The sequence below is a fragment of the Marinomonas sp. TW1 genome (assembly GCF_001625355.1).
Classification (GTDB): domain Bacteria; phylum Pseudomonadota; class Gammaproteobacteria; order Pseudomonadales; family Marinomonadaceae; genus Marinomonas.
Map to the genome: position 1 here is coordinate 176605 of NZ_JSEE01000007.1, position 21723 is coordinate 198327.

18 protein-coding genes are annotated in these 21723 nt (G+C 46.1%); 11 read left to right on the plus strand and 7 right to left on the minus strand.

The genetic code is table 11. The features are described 5' to 3' along the window. The first annotated feature begins 73 nt into the window (after positions 1-73). On the plus strand, positions 74-1786 hold the full coding sequence (locus OA79_RS08285; protein WP_063332749.1) for a tannase/feruloyl esterase family alpha/beta hydrolase: 1713 nt from the start codon (positions 74-76) through the stop codon (positions 1784-1786). 97 nt (positions 1787-1883) lie between these two features. On the opposite strand, the gene OA79_RS08290 is transcribed toward OA79_RS08285, so the two are convergent. Then, a complete protein-coding gene (locus OA79_RS08290; protein ID WP_063332750.1) occupies positions 1884-2798 on the minus strand; it encodes a LysR family transcriptional regulator in 915 nt (304 codons plus the stop codon). 132 nt (positions 2799-2930) lie between these two features. On the opposite strand from OA79_RS08290, the gene OA79_RS08295 reads away from it, so the two are divergent. The 5 genes from OA79_RS08295 to OA79_RS08315 all read left to right on the plus strand — a co-directional run bounded on the left by OA79_RS08295 (position 2931) and on the right by OA79_RS08315 (position 8079). Next, entirely contained in the window at positions 2931-4010 is a 1080-nt protein-coding gene (locus OA79_RS08295; RefSeq protein ID WP_063332751.1) for an MBL fold metallo-hydrolase, read from the plus strand. Positions 4011-4186: 176 nt separating this feature from the next. Further along, positions 4187-5128, plus strand: a complete 942-nt coding sequence (locus OA79_RS08300; RefSeq protein ID WP_063332752.1) for an ABC transporter substrate-binding protein — start codon at positions 4187-4189, stop codon at positions 5126-5128. A gap of 5 nt (positions 5129-5133) precedes the next feature. Then, on the plus strand, positions 5134-6153 hold the full coding sequence (locus OA79_RS08305) for a FecCD family ABC transporter permease (protein ID WP_063332753.1): 1020 nt from the start codon (positions 5134-5136) through the stop codon (positions 6151-6153). Then, positions 6150-7232 (plus strand): FecCD family ABC transporter permease, encoded by a 1083-nt coding sequence (locus OA79_RS08310; protein WP_063332754.1) that lies wholly within the window; start codon positions 6150-6152, stop codon positions 7230-7232. Before OA79_RS08305 ends, OA79_RS08310 begins: the two co-directional genes overlap by 4 nt. A gap of 46 nt (positions 7233-7278) precedes the next feature. Beyond that, positions 7279-8079 carry an ABC transporter ATP-binding protein gene (locus OA79_RS08315; RefSeq protein WP_063332755.1) on the plus strand — a complete coding sequence of 267 codons (801 nt, stop codon included), beginning with the start codon at positions 7279-7281 and terminating at the stop codon, positions 8077-8079. Positions 8080-8131: 52 nt separating this feature from the next. Here the strand turns inward: OA79_RS08315 and OA79_RS08320 are convergent, their stop codons facing one another. After that, positions 8132-9535 (minus strand): aminotransferase-like domain-containing protein, encoded by a 1404-nt coding sequence (locus OA79_RS08320; RefSeq protein WP_063332756.1) that lies wholly within the window; start codon positions 9533-9535, stop codon positions 8132-8134. 236 nt (positions 9536-9771) lie between these two features. Here OA79_RS08320 and OA79_RS08325 point away from each other — a divergent pair, with 236 nt between their 5' ends. From OA79_RS08325 to OA79_RS08340, 4 genes are all read left to right on the plus strand, one after another. Beyond that, entirely contained in the window at positions 9772-9963 is a 192-nt protein-coding gene (locus tag OA79_RS08325; protein WP_063332757.1) for a hypothetical protein, read from the plus strand. Between the two features lie 9 nt (positions 9964-9972). Then, positions 9973-10575, plus strand: coding sequence for a LysE family translocator (locus tag OA79_RS08330; RefSeq protein ID WP_063332758.1), 603 nt, complete (start codon positions 9973-9975; stop codon positions 10573-10575). An 18-nt stretch (positions 10576-10593) separates the two neighbouring features. After that, the gene (locus OA79_RS08335) at positions 10594-10911 is read left to right on the plus strand and encodes a GIY-YIG nuclease family protein (protein ID WP_082825423.1); all 318 of its coding nucleotides are present in this window, start codon (positions 10594-10596) and stop codon (positions 10909-10911) included. Between the two features lie 84 nt (positions 10912-10995). Beyond that, the gene (locus tag OA79_RS08340; RefSeq protein ID WP_063332759.1) at positions 10996-11394 is read left to right on the plus strand and encodes a VOC family protein; all 399 of its coding nucleotides are present in this window, start codon (positions 10996-10998) and stop codon (positions 11392-11394) included. Positions 11395-11428: 34 nt separating this feature from the next. Here the strand turns inward: OA79_RS08340 and OA79_RS08345 are convergent, their stop codons facing one another. From OA79_RS08345 to OA79_RS08355, 3 genes are read right to left on the minus strand one after another with little or no spacing between them, the layout of a single operon-like run. Next, on the minus strand, positions 11429-13390 hold the full coding sequence (locus OA79_RS08345; protein WP_231908836.1) for a RecQ family ATP-dependent DNA helicase: 1962 nt from the start codon (positions 13388-13390) through the stop codon (positions 11429-11431). Next, positions 13372-14340 (minus strand): serine/threonine protein kinase, encoded by a 969-nt coding sequence (locus tag OA79_RS08350; RefSeq protein ID WP_063332761.1) that lies wholly within the window; start codon positions 14338-14340, stop codon positions 13372-13374. The genes OA79_RS08345 and OA79_RS08350 overlap by 19 nt, the downstream gene beginning before the upstream one ends. Positions 14341-14400: 60 nt before the next feature. Beyond that, entirely contained in the window at positions 14401-15666 is a 1266-nt protein-coding gene (locus tag OA79_RS08355; protein WP_063332762.1) for a response regulator, read from the minus strand. A gap of 210 nt (positions 15667-15876) precedes the next feature. Between OA79_RS08355 and OA79_RS08360 the strand changes: the two genes are divergently transcribed. Next, positions 15877-17445: a methyl-accepting chemotaxis protein gene (locus tag OA79_RS08360; protein ID WP_063332763.1), complete on the plus strand. Its 1569-nt coding sequence runs from the start codon at positions 15877-15879 to the stop codon at positions 17443-17445. 4 nt (positions 17446-17449) lie between these two features. On the opposite strand, the gene glgX is transcribed toward OA79_RS08360, so the two are convergent. Both glgX and glgB read right to left on the minus strand, forming a co-directional pair. After that, a complete protein-coding gene (glgX, locus tag OA79_RS08365; RefSeq protein WP_063332764.1) occupies positions 17450-19486 on the minus strand; it encodes a glycogen debranching protein GlgX in 2037 nt (678 codons plus the stop codon). A gap of 28 nt (positions 19487-19514) precedes the next feature. Next, positions 19515-21707 carry a 1,4-alpha-glucan branching protein GlgB gene (gene glgB, locus OA79_RS08370; protein ID WP_063332765.1) on the minus strand — a complete coding sequence of 731 codons (2193 nt, stop codon included), beginning with the start codon at positions 21705-21707 and terminating at the stop codon, positions 19515-19517. Between the last annotated feature and the right edge of the window lie 16 nt (positions 21708-21723).

Genomic DNA, 21723 nt, shown 5'->3' on the forward strand with positions numbered 1-21723 from the left:
ATAATTATTGTTATATATTCTTATTGTTTAAAATAACAACAATATAAGCCATAAACGGCTACAAGGAGATATAATGGAACGCAATTCTGCCTATAAACCGCTATTGGTAACACTGCTCTCATCTGTGTTTTTGACGGCTTGCTCAAGCTCATCATCCTCGACCGCTCAATTAAGCCCAGCCAGCCCTGAGAGGTTAACGCAACAGTGTGAGGCATTTGCTGATCAGCTTGCCTACCAGAACACCAGCATACTTTCCGTAGAATCAATTGCCAAAGGTGATGTATCGGTAGCGGGTAAAGCTATTGGTGAGCATTGTTTGGTGAAAGGTGAAATGAACCGACGCATTAGCTCTGTGGATGGTAAAGAATACGCCATTGGCTTTGAGGTTCGCTTACCTAAAACATGGAACGGTCGTCTTTTGTATCAAGCCAACGGTGGTTTAGATGGATCAGTCAAACCAGCCGAAGGTGGCTTTGCAGGTGGGCCGATCACCAACGCTTTATATCAAGGCTTCGCCGTCATCAGTTCAGATGCAGGGCATGATCGCCCATTACCGACGTTTGGTTATGATCCACAAGCGCGTTTAGATTACGGTTATCAAGCGGTAGGCAGCTTGACGCCTATGGTGAAATCTGTGGTCTCACAAGTCTATGGAAAAGCGCCGGATCGCAGTTACTTTGCTGGTTGCTCCAATGGTGGGCGTCACGCCATGGTCGCGGCGACTCGTTATGCTGATCAATACGATGGATTTTTAGTCGGCGCGCCTGGCTATCGTTTGCCTTTAGCAGCAACAGCCAATATTGCTGGGGCGCAGGTTTATGCGTCGGTACCGGGGACCACGCAAGCGGATTTGAGTGCGGCTTTTACTCTACAAGAACGACAACTGGTGTCCAAAGCGGTACTAAAGCAATGTGATGGTTTGGACGGCCTGAAAGACGGATTGATTCAAGATTTTAATGCATGCCAAAGTGCTTTTGATTTGGACAGAGACGTTCCTTCTTGTCACGTTGGACGAGATGGCTCATGTTTGACACCAGAACAGAAAAACGCCGTTACCACCATTTTTGATGGCGTGCGTTTATCAAATGGTGAACGTGTTTATGCCTCTTTCCCATACGATGCAGGCATCAGCAATCAAGGCCAAATGAATTGGGAATACAGTGCGCCAATGAAACGTGATTCTGGTGCGGTGAGTATGATTTTCCAAACACCACCAGTCGAATTGAAAGATCTGAGCATTCGTAACTTTAATGGATCAGAGTATGTGTTTAATGCTGACATCGATGAGTTGGTGAAAAAAGTCTATGCCACAGAGGGGATTTATCAAGAAGCGAGCATGCGCTTTATGACGCCGCAAAATCCGGAAAATATGAGCGTGATGCGCGATCGTGGCGGTAAAATAATGGTGTATCACGGCGTGTCCGATCCGATATTTTCGGTACAAGATACGCAAGATTGGTATCTAGCACTGGATCAAGAGAATCAGGGCAAGGCTGGGCAATTTGCGCAATTTTATCCGGTGCCTGGCATGGCGCATTGTCGTGGCGGTCAGTCGGTTGATCAATTTGACATGCTGACACCTTTGGTCAATTGGGTAGAAAAGGGTGAACAGCCTGAGCAAGTGATGGCTTCAGCGCGCGGTAAAAATAACCCCGGCGGAGAGAATAAGGAATTGCCTGATGATTGGTCAGAAAACCGTACTCGTCCTTTGTGCCCTTTTCCTACCGTGGCCAGTTATGATGGTAAAGGCGATCCAGAAAGTGCCGCCAGTTTTACCTGTAAATAAGTGACAGAACATCTCATTCTCTAGTAAAAGGAAGCCAATTTGGCTTCCTTTTTTATGCGTGATGCCTTGCTGGTTATGTTGCTTCAACCATGCTGACTTATTGAGATTTTTGACTATCCAAAATAACACGGGTGCGATTGCGGAAATGGTGTAAAAATTCTGACATACGTTTAGGCAAGCTGCCATAAGGATACAAGAGGTAGACGGGGATCATAGGCAATTGCCATTGCGGTAGCACGCGGATTAAATCTCCTGGGTGATGCATTTCTCGCATAGTCACCATGTAATCTGGCAGCACGCCAACTCCAGAGCCTTTGGCAATTTGCTCCATCTGCATGGCAATCTGATCTGTCCAAATTTGTGATTTGGGAATTTGAATGCGCTTAGCGCCGTCTTCTAAATGATGTAACTCCAAATCGCCAGCGGGTTGATAGAAATGGTGAAAGTTGACCCAAGGAATGTTTTCTAATTCCTCTACGTCAATCACGCTGGGGTTGTTTTTGACAAACTTTTTTGAAGCATAAAGCCCACAAGTTAGATAACCGACCATTTCTTCTTTAAAGCGAGAAGGCTCAGGTGAACCCAACCAGACGCCAATATCCGCTTGTTCCAACTCGGAAAATTTGGATGTGGTTTTAAGGGAAAAATTGATCTCAGGATGTTCGCTGGCAAAATGTATAATTTCTTTTGGTAGCCATGAGCGCGCAAGACCAGAATAGGCCGCGATGTTTAGGTCGCCAATCACCGCGTCTTGTAAAGAGTCAATGGTTTTCTGCGCTTGCTTTGCGGCTTCAATGATTTTGCTGGCAAAAGGGTGGAAAGCTCGTCCAGCTTCATTGGCGATCATTTGATTTGCCTGGCGCAATAGTAAGGCTTGTCCCAATTGATTTTCTAGATTGGCGATACGGCGGCTAAGAGTGGACTTGGAGACGCTAAGGCGTTTTGCCGCTTGGGTTAAGTTTTCCGTTTCAATCAGTGTAATAAAACTTTGTAAGTCGTTTAAATCGTACATGCAGTGTGCCTAATCATCTTGGGTATACAGCGAGGTATTGCATATTTCGGAACGCATTGTTCCGAGTCTTGCAGGTTATTTTATGTGAGAATCTAAATAGTAACCAATCTTATTTATAAAGTTGAGACTTTTATGATATTTCGCCGCACTATTTGTTCTTCTAAATGGGCTTTAGCGTCTTCTTTGTGCCTTTCTGCGTTGACTTTTAGTCATCATGGTATGGCACAAACCACCTTGTCGCCAGAAGCATTGGTGGCACAAGGTTTGGCTGCCGGTAAGGATTACCCAGGACTATCAAGAATTTGCGCCATTGATCAGCCATTAAGAGACATTACGGCGCGAAAATCCAGTTCTGGGAATAAGAAGCGTACGTTAACGGATGAACAAAGAGCGGAGCGTGAAAAACGTTCTTATATTGAGCCCCAACAAGTTTTCGATAATCTTTATTTTGTGGGTAATCGTTCGGTCGCCAGCTGGGTGATCAAAACCTCTGAGGGGCTGATTTTACTTGATGCCATGAACACGAACCGTCAGGCGGAAGAGATTATTGCTGCAGGTATCAAGCAGCTTGGAATGGATCCAAATGAAATACGTTACCTAATCATAGCTCATGCTCATGGCGACCATTATGGCGGCCAAGAGTACTTGGTGAAATCCTTCCAGCCAAGAGTGGTGATGAGTGATGCGGATTGGCAAGAATTAGAAAAGCCCGAGCCAGAAATCATTAATCCGAAATGGGGCAAAGCACCGACTCGAGATGTGACCATTAATGATGGTGATGTGATCGAGTTAGGTGATACTAAGGTGCAGTTATACGTTACACCTGGTCATACCCTAGGTACTATTTCGCTGATTTTTCCTGTCAAAGATGGTCAACAAACACATATGGCTGCCTTGTGGGGCGGCACAGGTTTGAATTTTGGACCAAATATCGAACGTCTGCAAATGTACACAGATTCTGCGGCTCGTTTTAAAGCGCTGGCGGACAGCCATGACGTTGATGTGTTTTTGTCTAACCACCCGACAATAGACAACAGCGTAGAACGCATGCCAGCTTTGCAACAACGTCAAGTTGGTCAACCGCACCCATTTGTCGATGCCAATGCCACGAATGCTTTTGCGTTACTGCGTGATTGCAGTCTGGCTCGTGTGGTGAAAATCTCGAATTACCAAGATCGGGTACAAAAAAACTCGGCTACCACAGCCAATTAATAAACAAAGCATCATTTTATGATGATCTGGTGTTTTCACCATAAGGTGTGGGTTTTATCATTACAGATGATAAAGGTTATTATTCGTGTTTTGTAACGCGATGATTAGCGTTAGTAAGAAGTGTGTTTTCAACGGTCATTTATTTAAGGCCATTTATTTAAAGAGAAGAGGTTGATATGTCCCTGTTAGGTGGATTAGGTCGTTCTGCAGGTTTGTTTTTTGGATTAGTGTGTGCATTACCTGTGTTAGCTGATGACATTACGGTGGCGACAAAATACGGCAATGTGACAGTAAGTGATAAGGTAGAACGTATTGTCACCGTTCACGAAGGCGCTCTAGATGCTGCGTTTGCGTTAGGCTTTGAGCCCATTGGTGCCATCTCAACTCGAGGCGGCGATGGTGTGGCCCGCTACATTCAAGCAACCGCGAAAAACGTCAATATCGTCGGCACCGCTCGGGAAACCAATCTTGAGGCTGTGATTGCTCAGCGTCCAGACATTATCTTAGCTTCCTACCGTTTACCGGCTGAACAATACGCTCTATTGTCAAAAATTGCGCCGACAATTGTACCGCAAGGAGAAGGAATTCGTCCTGATGGTTGGATTCGCGAAATGCGTGTTTACGCAAAAGCGTTGAACCGTGAACAGGAAGCAGAGCAAATTCTCCAAGCCGTTGCGGATCGTGCGGCACAAATCAAAACTCAACTGCAGGCTAAATTACCAGCGGATCAACGTGGTGCGGCTTTGATCCGTTGGATGCCTCAAGGCGCTTTGGTACTGACTTCGCAATTTTTCACAACTGGACTATTGGCGCAAACAGGGTTTGAGGTAACGGATTCTGGTTTGATTAAACCTGGTCGTCCGCACTCCAGCCCATTAAGTTTGGAAAACTTGTCTAAAATCGATAATGATTGGATCTTCATGGCGACATTGGATGAAGAAGGTCAAAAGGCGTTGGATGCGGCCAAACAATCGCCTGCTTTTGCTCGTCTTGATGTGGTTAAGCGTGATCATGTGTTTCCTGTCGATGGTCAATTGTGGACCAGTGCTTCCGGTCCGATTGCGGCGAACGCAATTTTGGATGATATTCAGACACTATTGAATACCAAGGTCCAATAACCCAAATGCAATTGTGGTTTCAAACGCCGCCTGCTCAGCGGTCTATTTTGAGCGTTTTAATACCAGTAGCTTTGCTGCTGGTATTTTGCTGTCTGGCCAGTCTTTTTTACGGCGCGGGTGAGGTGGGTCCAATTGATGTGATGGCTTTATTAATGGGGGGCGGATCCGACGACGCTCGTTTTGTTGTGCTGGAACTTCGCTTGCCACGTACTTTGATTGGTATTTTCGCTGGCTTAAGTTTAGGTTTGGCTGGTGCGCTTATGCAGTCGGTCGCTCGAAATCCATTGGCTGAGCCCGGTTTATTGGGGGTCAGTTCGGGCAGTGCCTTTGCTGTCGCGATTGCTCTGGTGCTAGGAGCCAGTACGGCAACTTTATCGATTGGTCTCGCTCAATTAGGGGCTCTGCTGGGGTGTTTTTGTGTGATGGGTGTGGCGCGAATGCAAGGCCAGCGTAATGATCCTATACGTTTGGTGTTAGCCGGTGCAGCACTGTCCAGTTTGTTGATTGCCATGACCTCTTTGTTGTTGTTGTACAATGAGCGTGCGGCCGATGAAATCCGCTTTTGGGTGACAGGTAGCATTGCGGGGCGCAATGTAGACCAACTGTTGTCATTATTACCCTCATTTGTCATTGCGTTGGCTTGTGTCGTTTATGTGGCTAGACCTTTGGCGTCCTTGGCACTTGGCGAGCGAGTCGCCATAGGCTTAGGTTATAAGCCGGGTCGAATTCGTTTGATTGTGGTGTTTGCAGTCGCACTGCTGGTTGGTGCCGCGACGGCCATTGCAGGCCCTGTGATGTTCGTTGGCTTGGTGGTTCCCTTTGCGGCGCGTGCGTTAGTCGGCCCAGACATTCGTCGAACCCTATGGTTATGTTTACCGATTGGACCATTGGTGATTTTAACTGCGGATGTGTTCTCTCGATTGGTGGCCCAGCCTGCCGAAATGCCACTAGGTGTCTTAACGGCTATGGTGGGAGCACCTGTTTTATTGGCCATTGTTAGAGCACATAGATTACCAACATTATGATGAACAGTCTTCCAACTACTTCTGCTGAGTCGACACAGACTAAAGTGCCGCAAGGCTATGTGAGCCTTACGTTAGGGCAATTTACTTGTTTGCTTGACCATGGTGCGATTCGTCGCAACCTATTGTTATTAGGCTTAGTCATACTTGCCAGTATTGCGTCACTGGCCATTGGCACGGTTGCTTTGTCACCTTGGCAGGTCATTCAAGCCTTGTTTGGTTACGGTGATGCGCTAAGTCAGTTTGTTGTCCAAGATTTGCGTTTGCAGCGGTTATTGGCGGGGATTTATACGGGAGCTGCGTTTAGTCTGGCCGGTTGCTTGATGCAAACGCTAGCCCGTAATCGCTTAGCCACACCAGGCATTATTGGGATTGATAACGCGGCAATGGCGTTTGCCGTGTCGTCTGTGGTCAGCACCGCCATTTCCATCGCACCATCCGCCATGGCGCTCGCCGGAGCGGCAACGGCAACCGCATTAGCCTTTGGTCTAGCGGGCAGCAGTGGCACTCGCGGTTATCGTTTCATCGTTGCAGGTATTGGTATTGGTGCCATCGCCGGTGCAATCACTCAGTTGATGTTGAGTCAAGTAGACATTGATACAGCGAATGCAGCGTATCCTTGGACGGTTGGTAGTTTAAGTGCGCGTCCTGAGCTGATGGTGAATATTCTCGGTGGTGGCTTGTTCTTTTGTCTAATCGCTTGCTTGTTGCTGACTCATCTCTTTTCTTTGTTACCATTTTCGGATGCGGTGATTACCGGTTTGGGCTCTAGTACTAAATGGCTGCGTTTGTCGTCTTTAAGTTTGTCGATTATTTTAACGGGTCTGGCGGTCGCAGTGGCGGGCCCGGTGGGTTTAGTCGCCTTGATAGGGCCGGAAATGGCACGTGTGTTTGCACGTTATCGAGGCATTCCATTAATTGGTTCGGCATTAGCGGGGGCTTTCATTATGGTGGTTGCTGATCTCATTGGGCGCACTTTGTTATCACCGATTGAATTGCCCGTTGGCATTGTGACGTCTGTTGTGGGTGGTCCGTATTTGATTTGGATTTTGATGCGTCAGCGTTCTAAATCGACAATATAAATTATCAGGCCTTGTATTTAGGTCATTTAAGAAGGATAAGTGTTTCGTGAGTCTGTCTGATACGGTTTCTTTAGGTGCTGAAGCGTTAACCTTGAAGCATGGTAAAACCACGATTATTGAAGGGTTAGACATTCGTCTTCCCAGTAGTAAAGTCACTGCGATCGTTGGCCCTAATGGCTGTGGTAAATCGACTTTATTGAATGGTTTATCTCGTATTCATGCGCCGAGTGGTGGTGTCGTTTTATTGGATGGCAAAAATATTCATAAATTGCCTTCGAAAGAAGTGGCACGGCATTTGGCATTACTGCCTCAGGATACCATTGCCCCCGATGGTATTACCGTTAGTGAATTAATCCGTTTTGGCCGGCATCCGCACCAAAGTGCCCTTAAGCAATGGGCCATGAGTGATCAAGAAGCCATTGATTATGCTCTTAAAGCGGCGGATTTGAGTGACCTTCAAGAGCGTTTATTGGATACCCTTTCAGGCGGTCAAAGACAGCGAGCTTGGATTGCTATGTCTATTGCGCAAGAAACCCCTTTACTGCTTTTGGATGAACCCACCTCGGCGTTGGACTTGGGCCATCAAATTGAAGTATTTGAGTTGATTCGGGAACTGTCCGAAGAGGGCAAAACCATCGCCATGGTGGTTCATGATTTACCCAGTGCATGTCGTTATGCCGATCATATTGTGGCGATGAAACAAGGTAAGATCATTACCCAAGGTTCCCCGAAAGACGTGATGACCAAGGAACTGGTTATGGAACTGTATGGTGTGGAATGCGATCTGATACCAGACCCTATGACAGGCAGCCCAATTCTCATCAATATTAAACGTGTCAAATCTTAAACAATGCGGCCAGTTGGTCGCATTGTTTAAAGGGTTAAAACGTTTGCAGGGATCAGTCTGGCTGCATCTCTGCAATGACTTGCCCTAGTGTCTTAATAGCCGCTTCCCGTTTTTCAACATTCTTTTCACTGTAATTTAAGCGAAAGCAATTGCGGTATTTTCCAGTTGCTGAAAATAAGGGGCCAGGTGCAAAACCGACGCCTTTCTGGCGGCATTTCTCTACCAGCTTCATGCTGTCGATGTCTTTTGCTAATTCTACCCATAAGATAAAACTGCCTGCGGGGAAGCTGACTCGAGTGTCTTTGGGAAGGTAGGTTTTAATGGCTTTTAGCAACATATCCCTTTGCTTTTCATAATTTAATCGCATGTTTCGGATGTGTTTTGCATAGCCGCCAAGACGAATGAATTTGGCCACGGCTAATTGTGGCGTGACTGGACACATGGAGCTAGACACATATTTTATGTGCGTTACCTTATCGCGGTATCGCCCTGGAGCGATCCAACCGACGCGCATACCTGGCGCAATGGATTTAGAAAACGAAGAGCACAATAAGACACGTCCATCGGTATCGAAGGATTTGATGGTTTTTGGGCGTGGAAACTGGAAGGAAATATCACCGTAGATGTCGTCTTCTATGATGGTAATGTCATAACTTTGGGCCAATCGGTAAAGTTGTTCCTTTTTGTCCTCCGGCATGGTGTAACCCATAGGGTTATTACAGGTTGGTGTTACGAAAATAGCTTTGATTGGCCATTGATCCAGAGCCAATTCTAACGCCTCTAAGCTGATGCCCGTTTCTGGATGAGTGGGGATTTCCATAGCTTTTAAGTTGGCGGCTTTGATTGCCTGCATCGAACCATAAAAACTGGGTGATTCGATCGCTATAATGTCGCCAGGCTCAGTGACGGCTCGTAAACACACAGACAAGGCTTCCTGACAGCCAGAGGTGATGACTAGGTCGTCTGGGTGAAGCTGACAGCCAGACGCCACGGCCAAACGAGACAGCTGCGTTCTGAGTTCTTTCGTACCCCGAACGTCAGAATAGCTTAAGCCAACTTCTGGATTCTGTTTACTCAAATCTTTTAGTAGTGGCTTGAGTGTGGTGGCTCTCATGTCGGGCATCGCATGCTGCAATTGGACGCCATCGGTACGACTGCGAATCATCAGCATGTTGAGGACTTCTTCCCACTGAGATACCTCTAAAGGGCGTTGTGGAGGGCGAGAAATGCTCGGTAGGTTGTCCTTGTTTTGAATGCTAACAAAGTAACCAGATTTCGGTTTGGCTTCTACTAAGAGTTCCTGTTCTAGTTGGCGATAAGCTTCTTGAACGGTGGAAATACTAACGCCATGTTCTTTCGCCAGTTGTCTCACAGAAGGAAGTTTGTCTCCAGGCTTATAGAAACCAAGCTCGATGTGCTCTCGTAGCCGAATGGCGAGGTTTTCATACAGAGTCATTAAGTTCTCCCAAACTGGTTAACGGTATTGCGTTGTGACTATTGTAAGGTGCTTGAATGCAGAAAATAACCATACAGATTGGATTAAATGACACCATACAGAGTGATATATGCCAATCTGTATGATGAAATAAAGGTTTTTTTGAATCTGTATTGAGGCTTGTCCCTGATTTAAAGTATAGGAACATACACAAAGGGGTATTATTAGGATACACCGTCAGCGCAAGGAGATAGGTCATGTTAGCAATTGGTTTATTCGCTCATTTACAAGCCTGTGTTTTACGTTTTCAAACTCGTAAAGCATTAAAAACAATGACAGTAGAGCAATGTACGGATATTGGCGTGAACCCTGAAGAGCAGCGTTTGGAAGCGAAAAAAGCCAGTGTTAAAGGCTTTTTGCGGGATCTGTTTCAATATAAAAAGGATTAGGGGAAGCAGATGGATACATCGTTTTTTGTGGCATTGGCCATGTTTGCTTTTATTACCTCGGTAACGCCAGGGCCAAATAACATCATGTTATTGGCATCTGGTGCGCAATTTGGTTTTCGTCGTACCCTTCCGCATATGCTGGGGATTATCCTTGGTATGTCCAGTTTGTTATTGGCCACCTTATTAGGGTTAGGGGCGGTGTTTAGTTTGTATCCGCCTTTATATTCTGTTTTGCAATGGTTGGGCTGTGTCTACCTGCTGTGGTTGGCTTGGAAAATTGCCAGTGCACCTGTTGGTCATCTTGAAAGTGGTGAACGGGCGGCCAAGCCGATGAGTTGGTGGCAAGCCGCTTTATTTCAATACGTGAATCCAAAGGCTTGGATGATGTCCTTAGGTTGCGTCAGTACCTTTGCGATTGCTGGCGATGACTATTTGGCATCTGGCATGTCGATTTTACTGGCGTTTGCTTGTCTTGGTTTTATTGCTATCTCGATATGGGCTTGGGCTGGTATGAAAATACGTATTTGGTTGACGGAGCCCAAACGCCAGCGTGGCTTTAATTACCTTATGGGGCTGGCAACCGCGTTGACATTGTTTATGATTATTGGCTAAGCAAACTAAGGAGATAAGGTGGCGGATTCGAGGCAAATAGCAGTGGCTAATAAGGCAGACACAAATTGGAGTCTCTATATTATTAAGACTCGCCTGAATACCTTATATACTGGTATAAGCACTGATGTGGACAGACGCTTTAAAGAGCATTCTGGTGACAGCAAAAAAGCAGCGCGCTATCTGCGAGGGAAAGGGCCTCTGGAGTTGGTTTGGCAGCATCCGGTAGGTTCAAAACGGGAAGCCTTGATGATTGAAAGTCGTATTAAAAAGCTCAACCGTCGTCAAAAACAAGGCTTAATAGACGGTCAAATGGACCCGATTTCCTTGTTGAATTGAGTTCGCTTTTTAAGCTTGTTTTTCTTTCTTATCCCTCGTAGCATGGCGCGATACCAACGGATTTGTACAGGAGATTAAGCGCGGATGATTAGTCATATTGACCACATAGTATTAACCGTTGCAGACATTGAAAATGCCGTCGCCTTTTATGAAAAAGTGTTGCAGATGGAAGCCATTACCTTTGGCGAAGGTCGACGTGCGGTGCGTTTTGGTGAACAGAAAATCAATTTCCAAACATTGGGTCAAGAACTGCGAAATCACGCCATGGAAGGGGCCGGTGACTTATGTTTGATTACGCATTGGCCACTTGAAAAGCTGGTGGCTCACCTCGACGCTTGTGAGGTCAACATCATCGAAGGCCCTGTCGCAAAGAGTGGCGCTACTGGGCCGATTCAATCGGTGTACTTTAATGACCCCGATAACAATCTGATTGAGGTGAGTGTGTTAGAACCGGCCTCAGACCCTCGCATTGAAGAACAGTGAGTTTAAATACTCTGTTCCCTATCTCGTATGCGCCTTACTCTTGAAATTGTTTCGTTACCTGTGCGTAAACGGCTTGATAAGATGCTCGTTCAAAATCACCAAAGCCTGGCAACTGACGGGCTTTTATCTTAGTGAAAATAGGCTGACTCAGGCCGGTTAAAAAGCGTGTGATCAAGGTTGCGGTGACACGCATGTTGGGCGCTTTTTGTTGTACGGCCTGACAAAAGGGCTTTATGTATTCATCCAAGTTATCCAAAGAAGGTGCCAGAGACGAATGTGGCGGTGGAAAATGCAACACACTGTGTCGACATACCGAGCAATGTCCACAATGCTCAGGCGCTTGTTGATCACCAAAGTAACGGGCTAGGTTGTGATTCAGGCATCGGTCTAATTCGAAGAATCGAATCATGGTCGCTATACGTTCTATTTCTGATGTCTCTTTCTGCTGAACGTATTCATCCAACTGCTCTAATAAAAGTGTATCTTGCCGTCTTTCAGGGTATACCTGATAAACCTCCGTCAGACTTTTACTGTCTAAAGTAAGCGCCTGTTGCTGTTCGGCAAATTCCAGCATTTCTAATACTTGTTGACGGTTTAAATTGGCGTTGTTTTGCAGCCATTCAAAGTCAGGAACGCCCCAGATTTTTTTGAAATGAATGCCTTCTAGTAGCATGGGGAAGCTGGTCTGCCAATGGGGAGGTAACTGCCGCATAAACTGCTGAGGATCCATTTCCCACTTTACTTTAATGTCTGCGTAGTAGCTGTATTTAGGGGCAATGACTTGCTTGAGTTCGAGCTGAACTAATAGGGTTTTCAAAGCCAACGAGCGAATGTTCGTGTGATTGGCTAAATGATAGAGTTGCGTTTCCCATTCTTGTCGTTCTGTTTCTTGCTCGATGGTGTCAAGCAAGCAGGCAATATTATGACGTTCAGGAGTGTCGCCATAAACAAAGTTTTCTAAGGTGTGTAGACCCTCTAGATTCGCCAACAAAATACACTTGCTAGGTTTTTGGTCGCGGCCAGCACGACCGATTTCTTGGCTGTAGTTCTCTATGGATTTTGGCAAGTCATAATGCACCACCAAACGTATGTCGGCTTTGTCTATTCCCATACCGAAGGCGATGGTAGCGACAATGATGCGTGTCTGACCAGACATGAAGCGTTCTTGTATCTGTGCTCTGTCGTCGCTGTTTAGTCCCGCATGGTAGGCTTGAGCTTGATGACCTTGTCGAATAAGGGACCGAGCAACGTCTTCAGCGGTCTTTTGTAAGGTGACATAGACAATGCTTGCCCCTTGAGTGTGACTTAAAATCAGATCAAGCTGACGGTTTTTTTGTCTGGCCGGAATGGGTTGTAATTCGATGTCCAAATTGGGTCGATAAAAGCCGGTTTGGACAATGTGTTGCGGTTGGATTTGGAATTTTTGCGCCATGTCTTTTTGCACTCGACGAGTGGCTGTGGCGGTGAGCAATAATACCAGTGGAATGTTTAGTTCCTGTTGATAAAACGGCAGTTTCAAATAATCCGGTCGAAAGTTATGACCCCATTCCGAAATACAATGTGCTTCGTCCACGACGAGTAGCGAAATGGCAACCTGTTGAATAAAACGGCGGAAATTTTCATTTTTGAAGCGTTCTACTGAAATCATCAAAATTTTGATTTGGCCTGTTTTTACCCCTGCCATGACAGCTTGGCTTTCTTCACGACTTTGTGTGGAATCCAAACTGGCGGCCGCAATGCCTTTGGCTTTTAAAAAAGCCAATTGGTCATGCATTAGAGCGATCAGAGGAGAAATCACCAGCGTGAGGTGAGGTAACTGAGTGGCTGTGTATTGATAGCACAACGACTTACCTGAACCTGTTGGGAACACGGCAAGCGAAGAGTGCCCCGCTAACAGTTGTTCAACCACTGGGGCTTGTCCTTGGCGAAAGGACTCAAAACCAAACAATGACTTAAGCTTTGCATTAAGAGGCGTCATCAGAGAATTTGTCCCCATTCGTTTTGGCATTCTTTTAATTCATTTAGGTGATTCAGCCAATATTCTTCACTGGCAAACCAGGGGAATGCTTTAACAAACGCTGGGTCTGTTTGTCGCTGAAGCAGCCAAGCCGCATAACAAATCACACGAGTGCATTTGAAGACATCAATCAAGGCCAGTTCTCTAGCGTCAAATGCTTGGTAGCTTTCATAGCCTTCTAACAGCTCACTTAGCTGTTGTTTGGCAAGGTTTACTTGAGTCAGATGCAACCATAAGTCTTGAACGGCCAGCCCATTTTGGCAGTCATCAAAATCCAGTAGGTGGAATTGTTCGTTACTGAGGATGAGGTTACTGCGATGACTGTCGCCATGAATAGGGCGTAATTGAGCCGGCCAATAGCGTTGGATTTGCGTTTCGCACAAGTCGTATAAGCTTGAAATCTGCTGTTGGTACGGTGCTTTTAAGGCCTTGGGCAGCGCGGGACTGTCAAGAATACGAGCGGCGGCGGTGCGAATGTGCTCAAGGGGAGATACCTCGATGCGATGTTTAAAGGGGTCTTTGCCAAGACTCTGATGCAATTGGCCAATCAGCTCACCGATTTGAAACAACTGATCTAGATTTTCGGCTTCTGGATGTTGACCGACTAATCTCGGTGACAGACAAAATACCAACCCCTGATGAGTAAACACACTTTGACCTTCAATCACATGAGGGGCGATGACAGGCAGTCCCTCATTGGCCAATTTGATTAAGGTATCGTGTTCTTCTTGAATTTGAGCCTGTGTCCAACGGTTAGGGCGATAAAACTTTGCAATGAGAGGCGATGCCTCTTCAATTCCCACTTGATAGACACGGTTTTCATAGCTGTTCAGAGGGTAAATTCTGGCATCTGTCCAAAAGCCGAGTGACTCCACTGCATCGAGGATGACATCGGGCATGAGATTCGAAAAGTCTTGGTTAGACGACATAAATTGGACACACTCTTATTGGCTAATGGATATCGCCCAGACAGTAAAAGGAAATGGGGTTTATAGCAAGCCAAGACGCTTTTTCAGCGTGTGTTTTTGAGCATCTGTGAGAGCTGAGGCCTGCCCAGATTTGATCAACCGGTTCCATTGTTTCCAAGACTTAATGGCTTCACCTATGTGTTCACGGGTGAGATATTGCTGTATTTCAATGCGAAAAGAATTGGAAATGGCGGCAGGGTTGGCTTTGCCAAAGGAGCGTAAACGGATCAAAGAACGTTTAAATTTATCCGCGAGTTTCGCGTTGTCACCACCAGCATTCATCATATTGGTTAGACACTTGAGGTACTCATAGTAGTATTCTACTTTCTCATTGATGGTGTCACGAGTGAGGCGAATAATACGAGAGTAAGCATGCTCTGCCGTTTCCCAGTCGGCGATTTTGACGCTTAATTCCGCCAAGCGCAAACAACGGTCATTCGATCGAGGTGAGACTTCGAGAGCGCGTTTCATGGCAAACTGGGCGTCTTCAAGATTGCCTTGGTCTTCTTGTGCCTCTGCCAACAAATCATAGGCAGACAGAAAATGACGGCTCAATTCAATGGTCTGCTCTAACTTTTTAATCGCTGCACCCACTGCACCAAGTTGCATTTCACATTGCGCGATACCGTAATGGGCCCAAGCGAGTGTTTTATGATTCTTAATAATCAACATGTAATGACTTTTTGCATCTTTATAGCGACCACGGGCATACAAAGATTCGCCAATGATTTTTAGGCATTGACTGGCGAAATGGGGGTACTCCGCCATGATGTTTTTCGCCTGCGTTTCCATCTTTTCGTATTCATTGAGCTTGCGAGCAGTGTTAATGCCTTCAAAGATCTTTTTTTGCTTTTGAACTTTTTCAAGACGACGGAAAAAAGCAGCTGGTGGAAACGGCTTCACCAGATAGCTGTCAGGTTGGTATTCCAACACACTGACCACACTTTCATAGGCGGTGTCAGCGGTCACCATGATAAAAATGGTGGAATGATCTTGAGCGTAGTTTTTGCGAGACGTTTCGAGGATTTGTTGGCCGTCAATGCTGCCGCCAAGATTGTAATCAGAAAGGATAACATCGTAATGTTTTTCTAGAATTCGTTTGATGGCCATTTGGCCAGAGTATTCTACATCAATTTTGCTGTAACCCAGCGACGTCATTAATGACTTCAGCATAATGCGCATTTCACCAATGTCTTCTATAATCAGAACACGCTTTTGCGAAATGTCCACGATTTCTTGGTGTATGCCGTTGCTACTGTCAACGCTGAATGCGGTTACATCTGTCAAACTACTACCTAATACCTAAAATCCATTAGAGTCTTGTTATATCACGTTCACGATAAAAATCCTAAGACTGCAATGTAATAGATCGTATGTTAATGATGTTATTGAATGAAGATTATGGACTAAGACTTTAGTCGTATCTGATTGGATTTACATTGACCCAGATTAATCCGAGCATAGGATAAAAAAATAATTATAATAAAGGATGATACTATGCTGTACTTTCAAATGAGCTGCGTACTAGGACTTTTTATCCTATTCGCCTTAGGGTTTTTCTCTGGTGACATTGCACTGCCTTATAGTCTTATTGGTGCTCTGTTAGCGGGATTGACTTTGTGGCGCGCCTATCTAGAGAAACGACTCAACCTATCGGATAAAGAAGGGGATACGTCAGCCATTTATACCTCATCCTCTTATTCTGAAGTCGGGCAAAATGTCACCCAAGCGACTTCTCGTATGGCCATCGGCGCAGCAGAAGTCTCTCATTTTGTCGATTCGTTAAGCAAAGATATCCATCATACACATCAAGACAGTGAGCAAATTACCCAAGCGGTAGAGACCTTATCTAGCACAGGTTTGAGTTTGTCCAACAACCTAGGGCAGCTTGCCAAAACCATGTCGGATACGGCGCAATCAAGCAGTACAGCGCAGACCGCTTTGTCACAAAGCGCAGATCAGATTTCTGAACTGACAGAAAAGGTGCAAAGTGCTAACGATCAACTGGCTAAGTTGACCAAAAGTGCGGATGACATTGATCGCATTACTGAGGTCATTAAAGGGGTATCAGAACAAACAAACTTGTTGGCACTGAATGCTGCAATTGAAGCGGCAAGGGCGGGTGAACAAGGGCGTGGCTTTGCGGTGGTGGCAGATGAAGTACGAGCTTTAGCGGGAAAAAGCGCCGATGCTTCGGAACAAATATCGGCTTTATTGATTGAGGTTCGGCACAACAGTACGGGCACAAATCAAGAAATGCATGCTTTAAAGAATCTTTCTGAGTCCTTGTCTGCCACCTTGTTGGGAGAAACCGACCGTTTTATTTCGTTAACGGAAGAAGTGCAAAATGCGTCGCTAGTATTATCCGAAGTAGAAAGCAGTGGTGAAGAATTAGGAACCGTCAGTTCACAAATAAGCGGCTCAATCGCTCGCATTGGCCAATCTTTACAAGACATCTCTCAGCGTAGTGATCGCTTGTCTGAAGAGGCGGCCAGCTTGAGCAATGGCGCCGAAATCGTGTTCCGCGAACTAGACAAAGTAGATTCAGATTTGTTCTTTTCTAAGTTATTGCAAAGCGCGCAGCAGGCCGCTCAACAAATTGGTCTTGTCTTGGAGGCCGCTATTGATCAAAACCAGCTTACGATGAAGCAGGTTTTCTCTCAGGACTATCAAGCCATTCAAGGCACGAATCCGACAAAATACAGTACCGCTTATGATGATTACAGTGACCAAACTTTTCCGCTGATACAGGAAGAAGTGTTAGAGCAACACGAAGAGGTCATGTTTGCGGGGGCCGTTGATCTCAATGGGTATTTCCCAACTCACAATAGGAAATTTAGCCAACCGTTAACCGGGGATTATGATAAGGATTTAGTGAGTAACCGTACCAAACGCATTTTTGATGACCCAACAGGGCGTCGCTGTGGAGCCCATACGGAGAGCTTTTTATTGCAAACCTATAAACGTGATACGGGTGAGATTCTTCACGATTTATCCGTGCCTATCTATGTGAAAGGGCAGCACTGGGGCGGTTTCCGTATGGGGTTTAAATCCTCAAGAGCATAGATTTTTAGAGCCTTACTAAAGCCACACAGGCGCCTGAGCAAGTGATATGTTTGTCTGTCAATTGAACATTTTGTGATTGAAAGAGCACTTCGACCTGTGCGTCCTGATCCTGGTTAGACAGGGAAGGAAAAGGCACCTTAATTGGCGTTGCTTGATTGTAAAAAATCAACCATAGGCGACTACTCAGGTTCGCTGTGGTGAGCATTAAGGCGATAAAATGTCGATCCGGTGTATGCCAATCCTCATGGCTCATAGTGTCACTGTTTTCATTCAGCCAAGTGACTTGGTCAGCTGGTAAATGCTGGAACAAGGCATCATCTTCAAGGTGCACCTCCGCTAAAATAGGGTAGGCTTTACGTAATGTCATGAGTTGGCTGATGGTGTCTTTTAATGCTTGGCTCTGCGATGCTTTAGACCAATTTAGCCAAGTGATGTCATTGTCTTGGCAGTAGGCATTGTTATTACCTTGTTGGCTGTGAGACAGCTCATCGCCGCCTAATAGGTGTGGGGTGCCTTGACTTAATAATAAGGTGGCAAGAAAGCAAATTTTCTGGTTGAGTCGCAAGGCCAGTATTTCTGGGTCTTGGGTGTCGCCTTCGACGCCGAAATTTTGACTGATGTTATCACCATGACCATCTCGATTGTCTTCCATATTGGCAAGGTTATGGCGCTGCTGGTAAGACACCAAATCCTCTAACGTAAAACCGTCATGATAGGTAATGTAGTTGACGGAATTTAATGCACTCTTATGACCTTTGTGGAAACAATCTCTTGAGCCTAGAAGCCGTGTAGCGAACTCGGCTATCATGCCTGAATCGCCATGCCAAAACCGCTTCACAGAGTCACGGTATTTATCATTGCACTCTAAAAATCCTTTCGGGAATTGTCCGACTTGATAACCATTTGGGCCGATGTCCCAAGGCTCCATGACGAGACAGGTTTGGCTTAAAATTGGGTCTTGTAACATGGCTTGCAGTAACGGTGCATTGGCGCTGAAGTCATGGTCGGTTCGACCTAGATCGACGCCTAAGTCAAAGCGAAAACCATCTACACCCATGACATCCACCCAATAACGCATGCTGTCACAAATGAGGCGGATACTGGCTGGGCTGAAGGTATCGAAGCAGTTTCCGCAGCCTGTGTAGTTTAAGTATTGTCCCGCGTGATGACGGTAATAGCGACCGTTGTCTAACCCTCTAAAACTGACACAAGATTGATCCAATTCGCTTTCCGCCGTGTGGTTATAGACCACGTCTAAAATGACCTCGAACCCTGCCTCTCTGAGTCCGTCAATCATGGCTTGAAATTCCGCTACCGCATCGCTTTCAGCGTAGGACGGTTCTGGGGTAAAAAAGTTGATAGGGTTATAGCCCCAATAGTTGCTCAGCCCCAGTTGTTGCAAATGCCTTTCTGTCATAAAGGTAAAGCAAGGCATCAACTGAATGGTGGTGATATTAAGAGACTGTAAATGCGCAATCGCGGGGCGAGAAATGACGCCTAAGTATTTCCCCTTGTGTTGGTCGTCAATGTCCAGTTGTTGAGTAAAGCCTTTTACGTGGAGTTCATAAAGGCTGCGCTCATGGTTCGCCACAGACACTCTAGCAGGGCGTGTGGTTTGAGCTTTGGGTTCTATGGCCAAACATTTGGGTACACAGTGGGCTGAGTCTTGCGTTTGGATCACGCCTTGTTCTGTGATGGCGGCTTGATCTGGGTGCCAAACTAACTTATCAGAGAGGGCTTTTGCATAGGGATCAATAAGCAGCTTGGCAGGGTTAAACATGAGTTGCTGTTCTGGCTCAAATGGCCCTTCGGCTCGAATACCGTATTTTTGACCTGCTTTTAACCCTAACACCAACATATGCCAAATGCCTCTGTGCTTGGCAATAAAAGGGATGGATTCCAGTTCTTGGTCATGATCATCAAATAAACACAGGTACAATTGACTGGCGTCTTCCGACACCACGGCGAAATTGATCCCATTGGGATGGATAGAAGGGCCTAACGGAAAGGTTTGGCCTTGGGTCACTTGATATGCGCTCACCTTAAATTCTCCTTGTTGGATCGCTGAATCAACCCTGCTGCCAAGTTAAAATTAATCCACTCAAAGGCGGAACTTGTACCTCGATGCTATTTGCCCGACCGTGATGCGATATAGGCTCGGTTGAATAGATCGATTGTTGGCTAAACTGGCTGCCTTGGTAAACGCCATCGTCTGTATTCATTAACACCTGATATTGCCCAGACTCGGGAACGCCAATGCGGTAGTAAGAATGAGGGGTAGGTGTGAAATTGATAATCACCAAAAGGTGCTCAGAGGTGTCTTTAGCGCGTCGTACAAAGGCCAGAATACTGTTTTGGCTGTCATCATGACTGATCCATTCAAAGCCCTCTGCAGAATGATCGCAATGCAAACTGACTTGCTGCTGATAAAGCTGGTTTAGGTCTTTAGTCAGGTCCTGTTGAGCCTTGTGATAAGCAATGTCGAGTAAATGCCAGTCGAGTGACCGTTCGTGACTCCATTCTTGTCCCTGTGCGAATTCATTTCCCATGAAGTTTAGTTTTTTACCCGGATGACAATACATGTAAGCCGAAAACGCGCGCAAGTTTGCGAATTTCTGCCACGCATCGCCAGGCATCTTGTCGATCATCGAGTACTTACCGTGTACGACTTCATCATGGGAAATGGGCAAAACGAATTGCTCATCAAACGCGTATACCATGCTGAAACTCAATTCGCCTTGATGATATTGTCGATAAATCGGGTCACGTTGCATGTAATCTAGCGTGTCATTCATCCACCCCATGTTCCACTTAAAACCAAAGCCTAAACCATTCATAAAGGTCGGTTTAGAGACACCGGGGAAGGCCGTCGATTCCTCGGCCACGGTAAAACATCTGGGGTGATTAAGGTAAATGGTTTCATTGAGTTTTCGCAGAAATGCGATGGCTTCATAGTTGTGATTGCCGCCATCTTGGTTCGGAATCCATTCGCCTTCTTCGCGAGCGTAATCAAGGTATAACATAGAGGCGACAGCATCGACGCGTAAACCATCAATATGAAACTCTTCTAACCAATAAACCGCGTTACTGATTAAATAATTAACCACATGATCTTTGCCGAAGTCATAGATTAAGGAGTTCCATTCCGGATGCCAGCCTTTCTTCGGGTCTGGGTACTCGTATTGTTTGCTGCCGTCAAAATTGGCCAAGCCATGGCTGTCAGCCGGAAAATGCGCCGGCACCCAATCCATAATCACACCAATGCCAGCTTGGTGAAACGCGTCAACCAAGGCCTTAAAGTCTTCCGGATGACCAAAACGTGACGTCACGGCATACAGCCCAACGGGTTGATAACCCCAAGAACCATCAAAAGGGTATTCGGTGATGGGCAATAACTCTACGTGGGTGTAGCCCATGCTTTTAACATAAGGCACCAGCTGATCTTTGAGTTCCAAATAGCTGAGCGGCTGATTGTCTGGTTTGCGACGCCATGAACCAATATGTACCTCATAAATGCTCATGGGCCGCTCGTAGAGATCCTCAACGGAGCGTTGGCGCCAGTCTGAGTCGGCCCAAACATGGTGGCGGTCAAAGCATGTGATGCTGGCAAATGATGGGAATTGTTCAATCTGTTGTGCGTAAGGGTCCGTACGATGAGGTAATAATTCACCGTCATGGGCACGAATTTCAAATTTATAACGGGCACCATGATTGACGTCTGGTATAAACAAGCGCCATACACCATCGCCATTACTCGACATTGGATGAACTCGGCCATCCCAACCATTGAAATCTCCCACCACAGACACAGAGCGAGCGGCCGGAGCGTAAACCGCAAAGCGAGCCCCTTGAATGCTTAACTCATCATGAATGTACGCACTGCGTTGAATCGCCCCTTGGCTCTTAAAGAGATTCGCGGTGTGGTGGTCAGGGTCTTTGAAACTGCTGTCAGCAAACTGATATGGGTCGACGATAGTATGGTGATTACCATCTTGGTATTGGATTTTTAGTCGATAATGTGTGTGGTCAATGTCCTCGGGCCAAGGGGCGGTAAAAAGCCCGCTGAGGTCAGAGGGCGTCATTTTCATCAGAGTGTTATCTTGATCAATGGCTAAAACCAGAACGGACTCCGCCTCAGGTTGCCATACATACAAGGTTTGCTGTTGAGTCACGGGATCTTGGTGACGTCCCAAACACCCAAAAGGGTCGGCACATTGCGTTTTTGCTAAATCTTGCAACAAGTCGTGCTTGACTAAATCCATTCAATTCTCCAGCCAG

Excerpts from the sequence above, each read along its gene's own strand:
- OA79_RS08330 (WP_063332758.1), top strand. The coding sequence starts at position 9,973 with ATGGATACATCGTTTTTTGTGGCATTGGCCATGTTTGCTTTTATTACC.
- OA79_RS08310 (WP_063332754.1), top strand. The coding sequence starts at position 6,150 with ATGATGAACAGTCTTCCAACTACTTCTGCTGAGTCGACACAGACTAAA.
- glgB (WP_063332765.1), bottom strand. The coding sequence starts at position 21,707 with ATGGATTTAGTCAAGCACGACTTGTTGCAAGATTTAGCAAAAACGCAA.
- OA79_RS08360 (WP_063332763.1), top strand. The coding sequence starts at position 15,877 with ATGCTGTACTTTCAAATGAGCTGCGTACTAGGACTTTTTATCCTATTC.
- OA79_RS08295 (WP_063332751.1), top strand. The coding sequence starts at position 2,931 with ATGATATTTCGCCGCACTATTTGTTCTTCTAAATGGGCTTTAGCGTCT.
- OA79_RS08350 (WP_063332761.1), bottom strand. The coding sequence starts at position 14,340 with ATGTCGTCTAACCAAGACTTTTCGAATCTCATGCCCGATGTCATCCTC.
- OA79_RS08305 (WP_063332753.1), top strand. The coding sequence starts at position 5,134 with ATGCAATTGTGGTTTCAAACGCCGCCTGCTCAGCGGTCTATTTTGAGC.
- OA79_RS08285 (WP_063332749.1), top strand. The coding sequence starts at position 74 with ATGGAACGCAATTCTGCCTATAAACCGCTATTGGTAACACTGCTCTCA.
- OA79_RS08300 (WP_063332752.1), top strand. The coding sequence starts at position 4,187 with ATGTCCCTGTTAGGTGGATTAGGTCGTTCTGCAGGTTTGTTTTTTGGA.
- OA79_RS08290 (WP_063332750.1), bottom strand. The coding sequence starts at position 2,798 with ATGTACGATTTAAACGACTTACAAAGTTTTATTACACTGATTGAAACG.
- OA79_RS08320 (WP_063332756.1), bottom strand. The coding sequence starts at position 9,535 with ATGACTCTGTATGAAAACCTCGCCATTCGGCTACGAGAGCACATCGAG.
- OA79_RS08345 (WP_231908836.1), bottom strand. The coding sequence starts at position 13,390 with ATGGGGACAAATTCTCTGATGACGCCTCTTAATGCAAAGCTTAAGTCA.
- OA79_RS08325 (WP_063332757.1), top strand. The coding sequence starts at position 9,772 with ATGTTAGCAATTGGTTTATTCGCTCATTTACAAGCCTGTGTTTTACGT.
- OA79_RS08340 (WP_063332759.1), top strand. The coding sequence starts at position 10,996 with ATGATTAGTCATATTGACCACATAGTATTAACCGTTGCAGACATTGAA.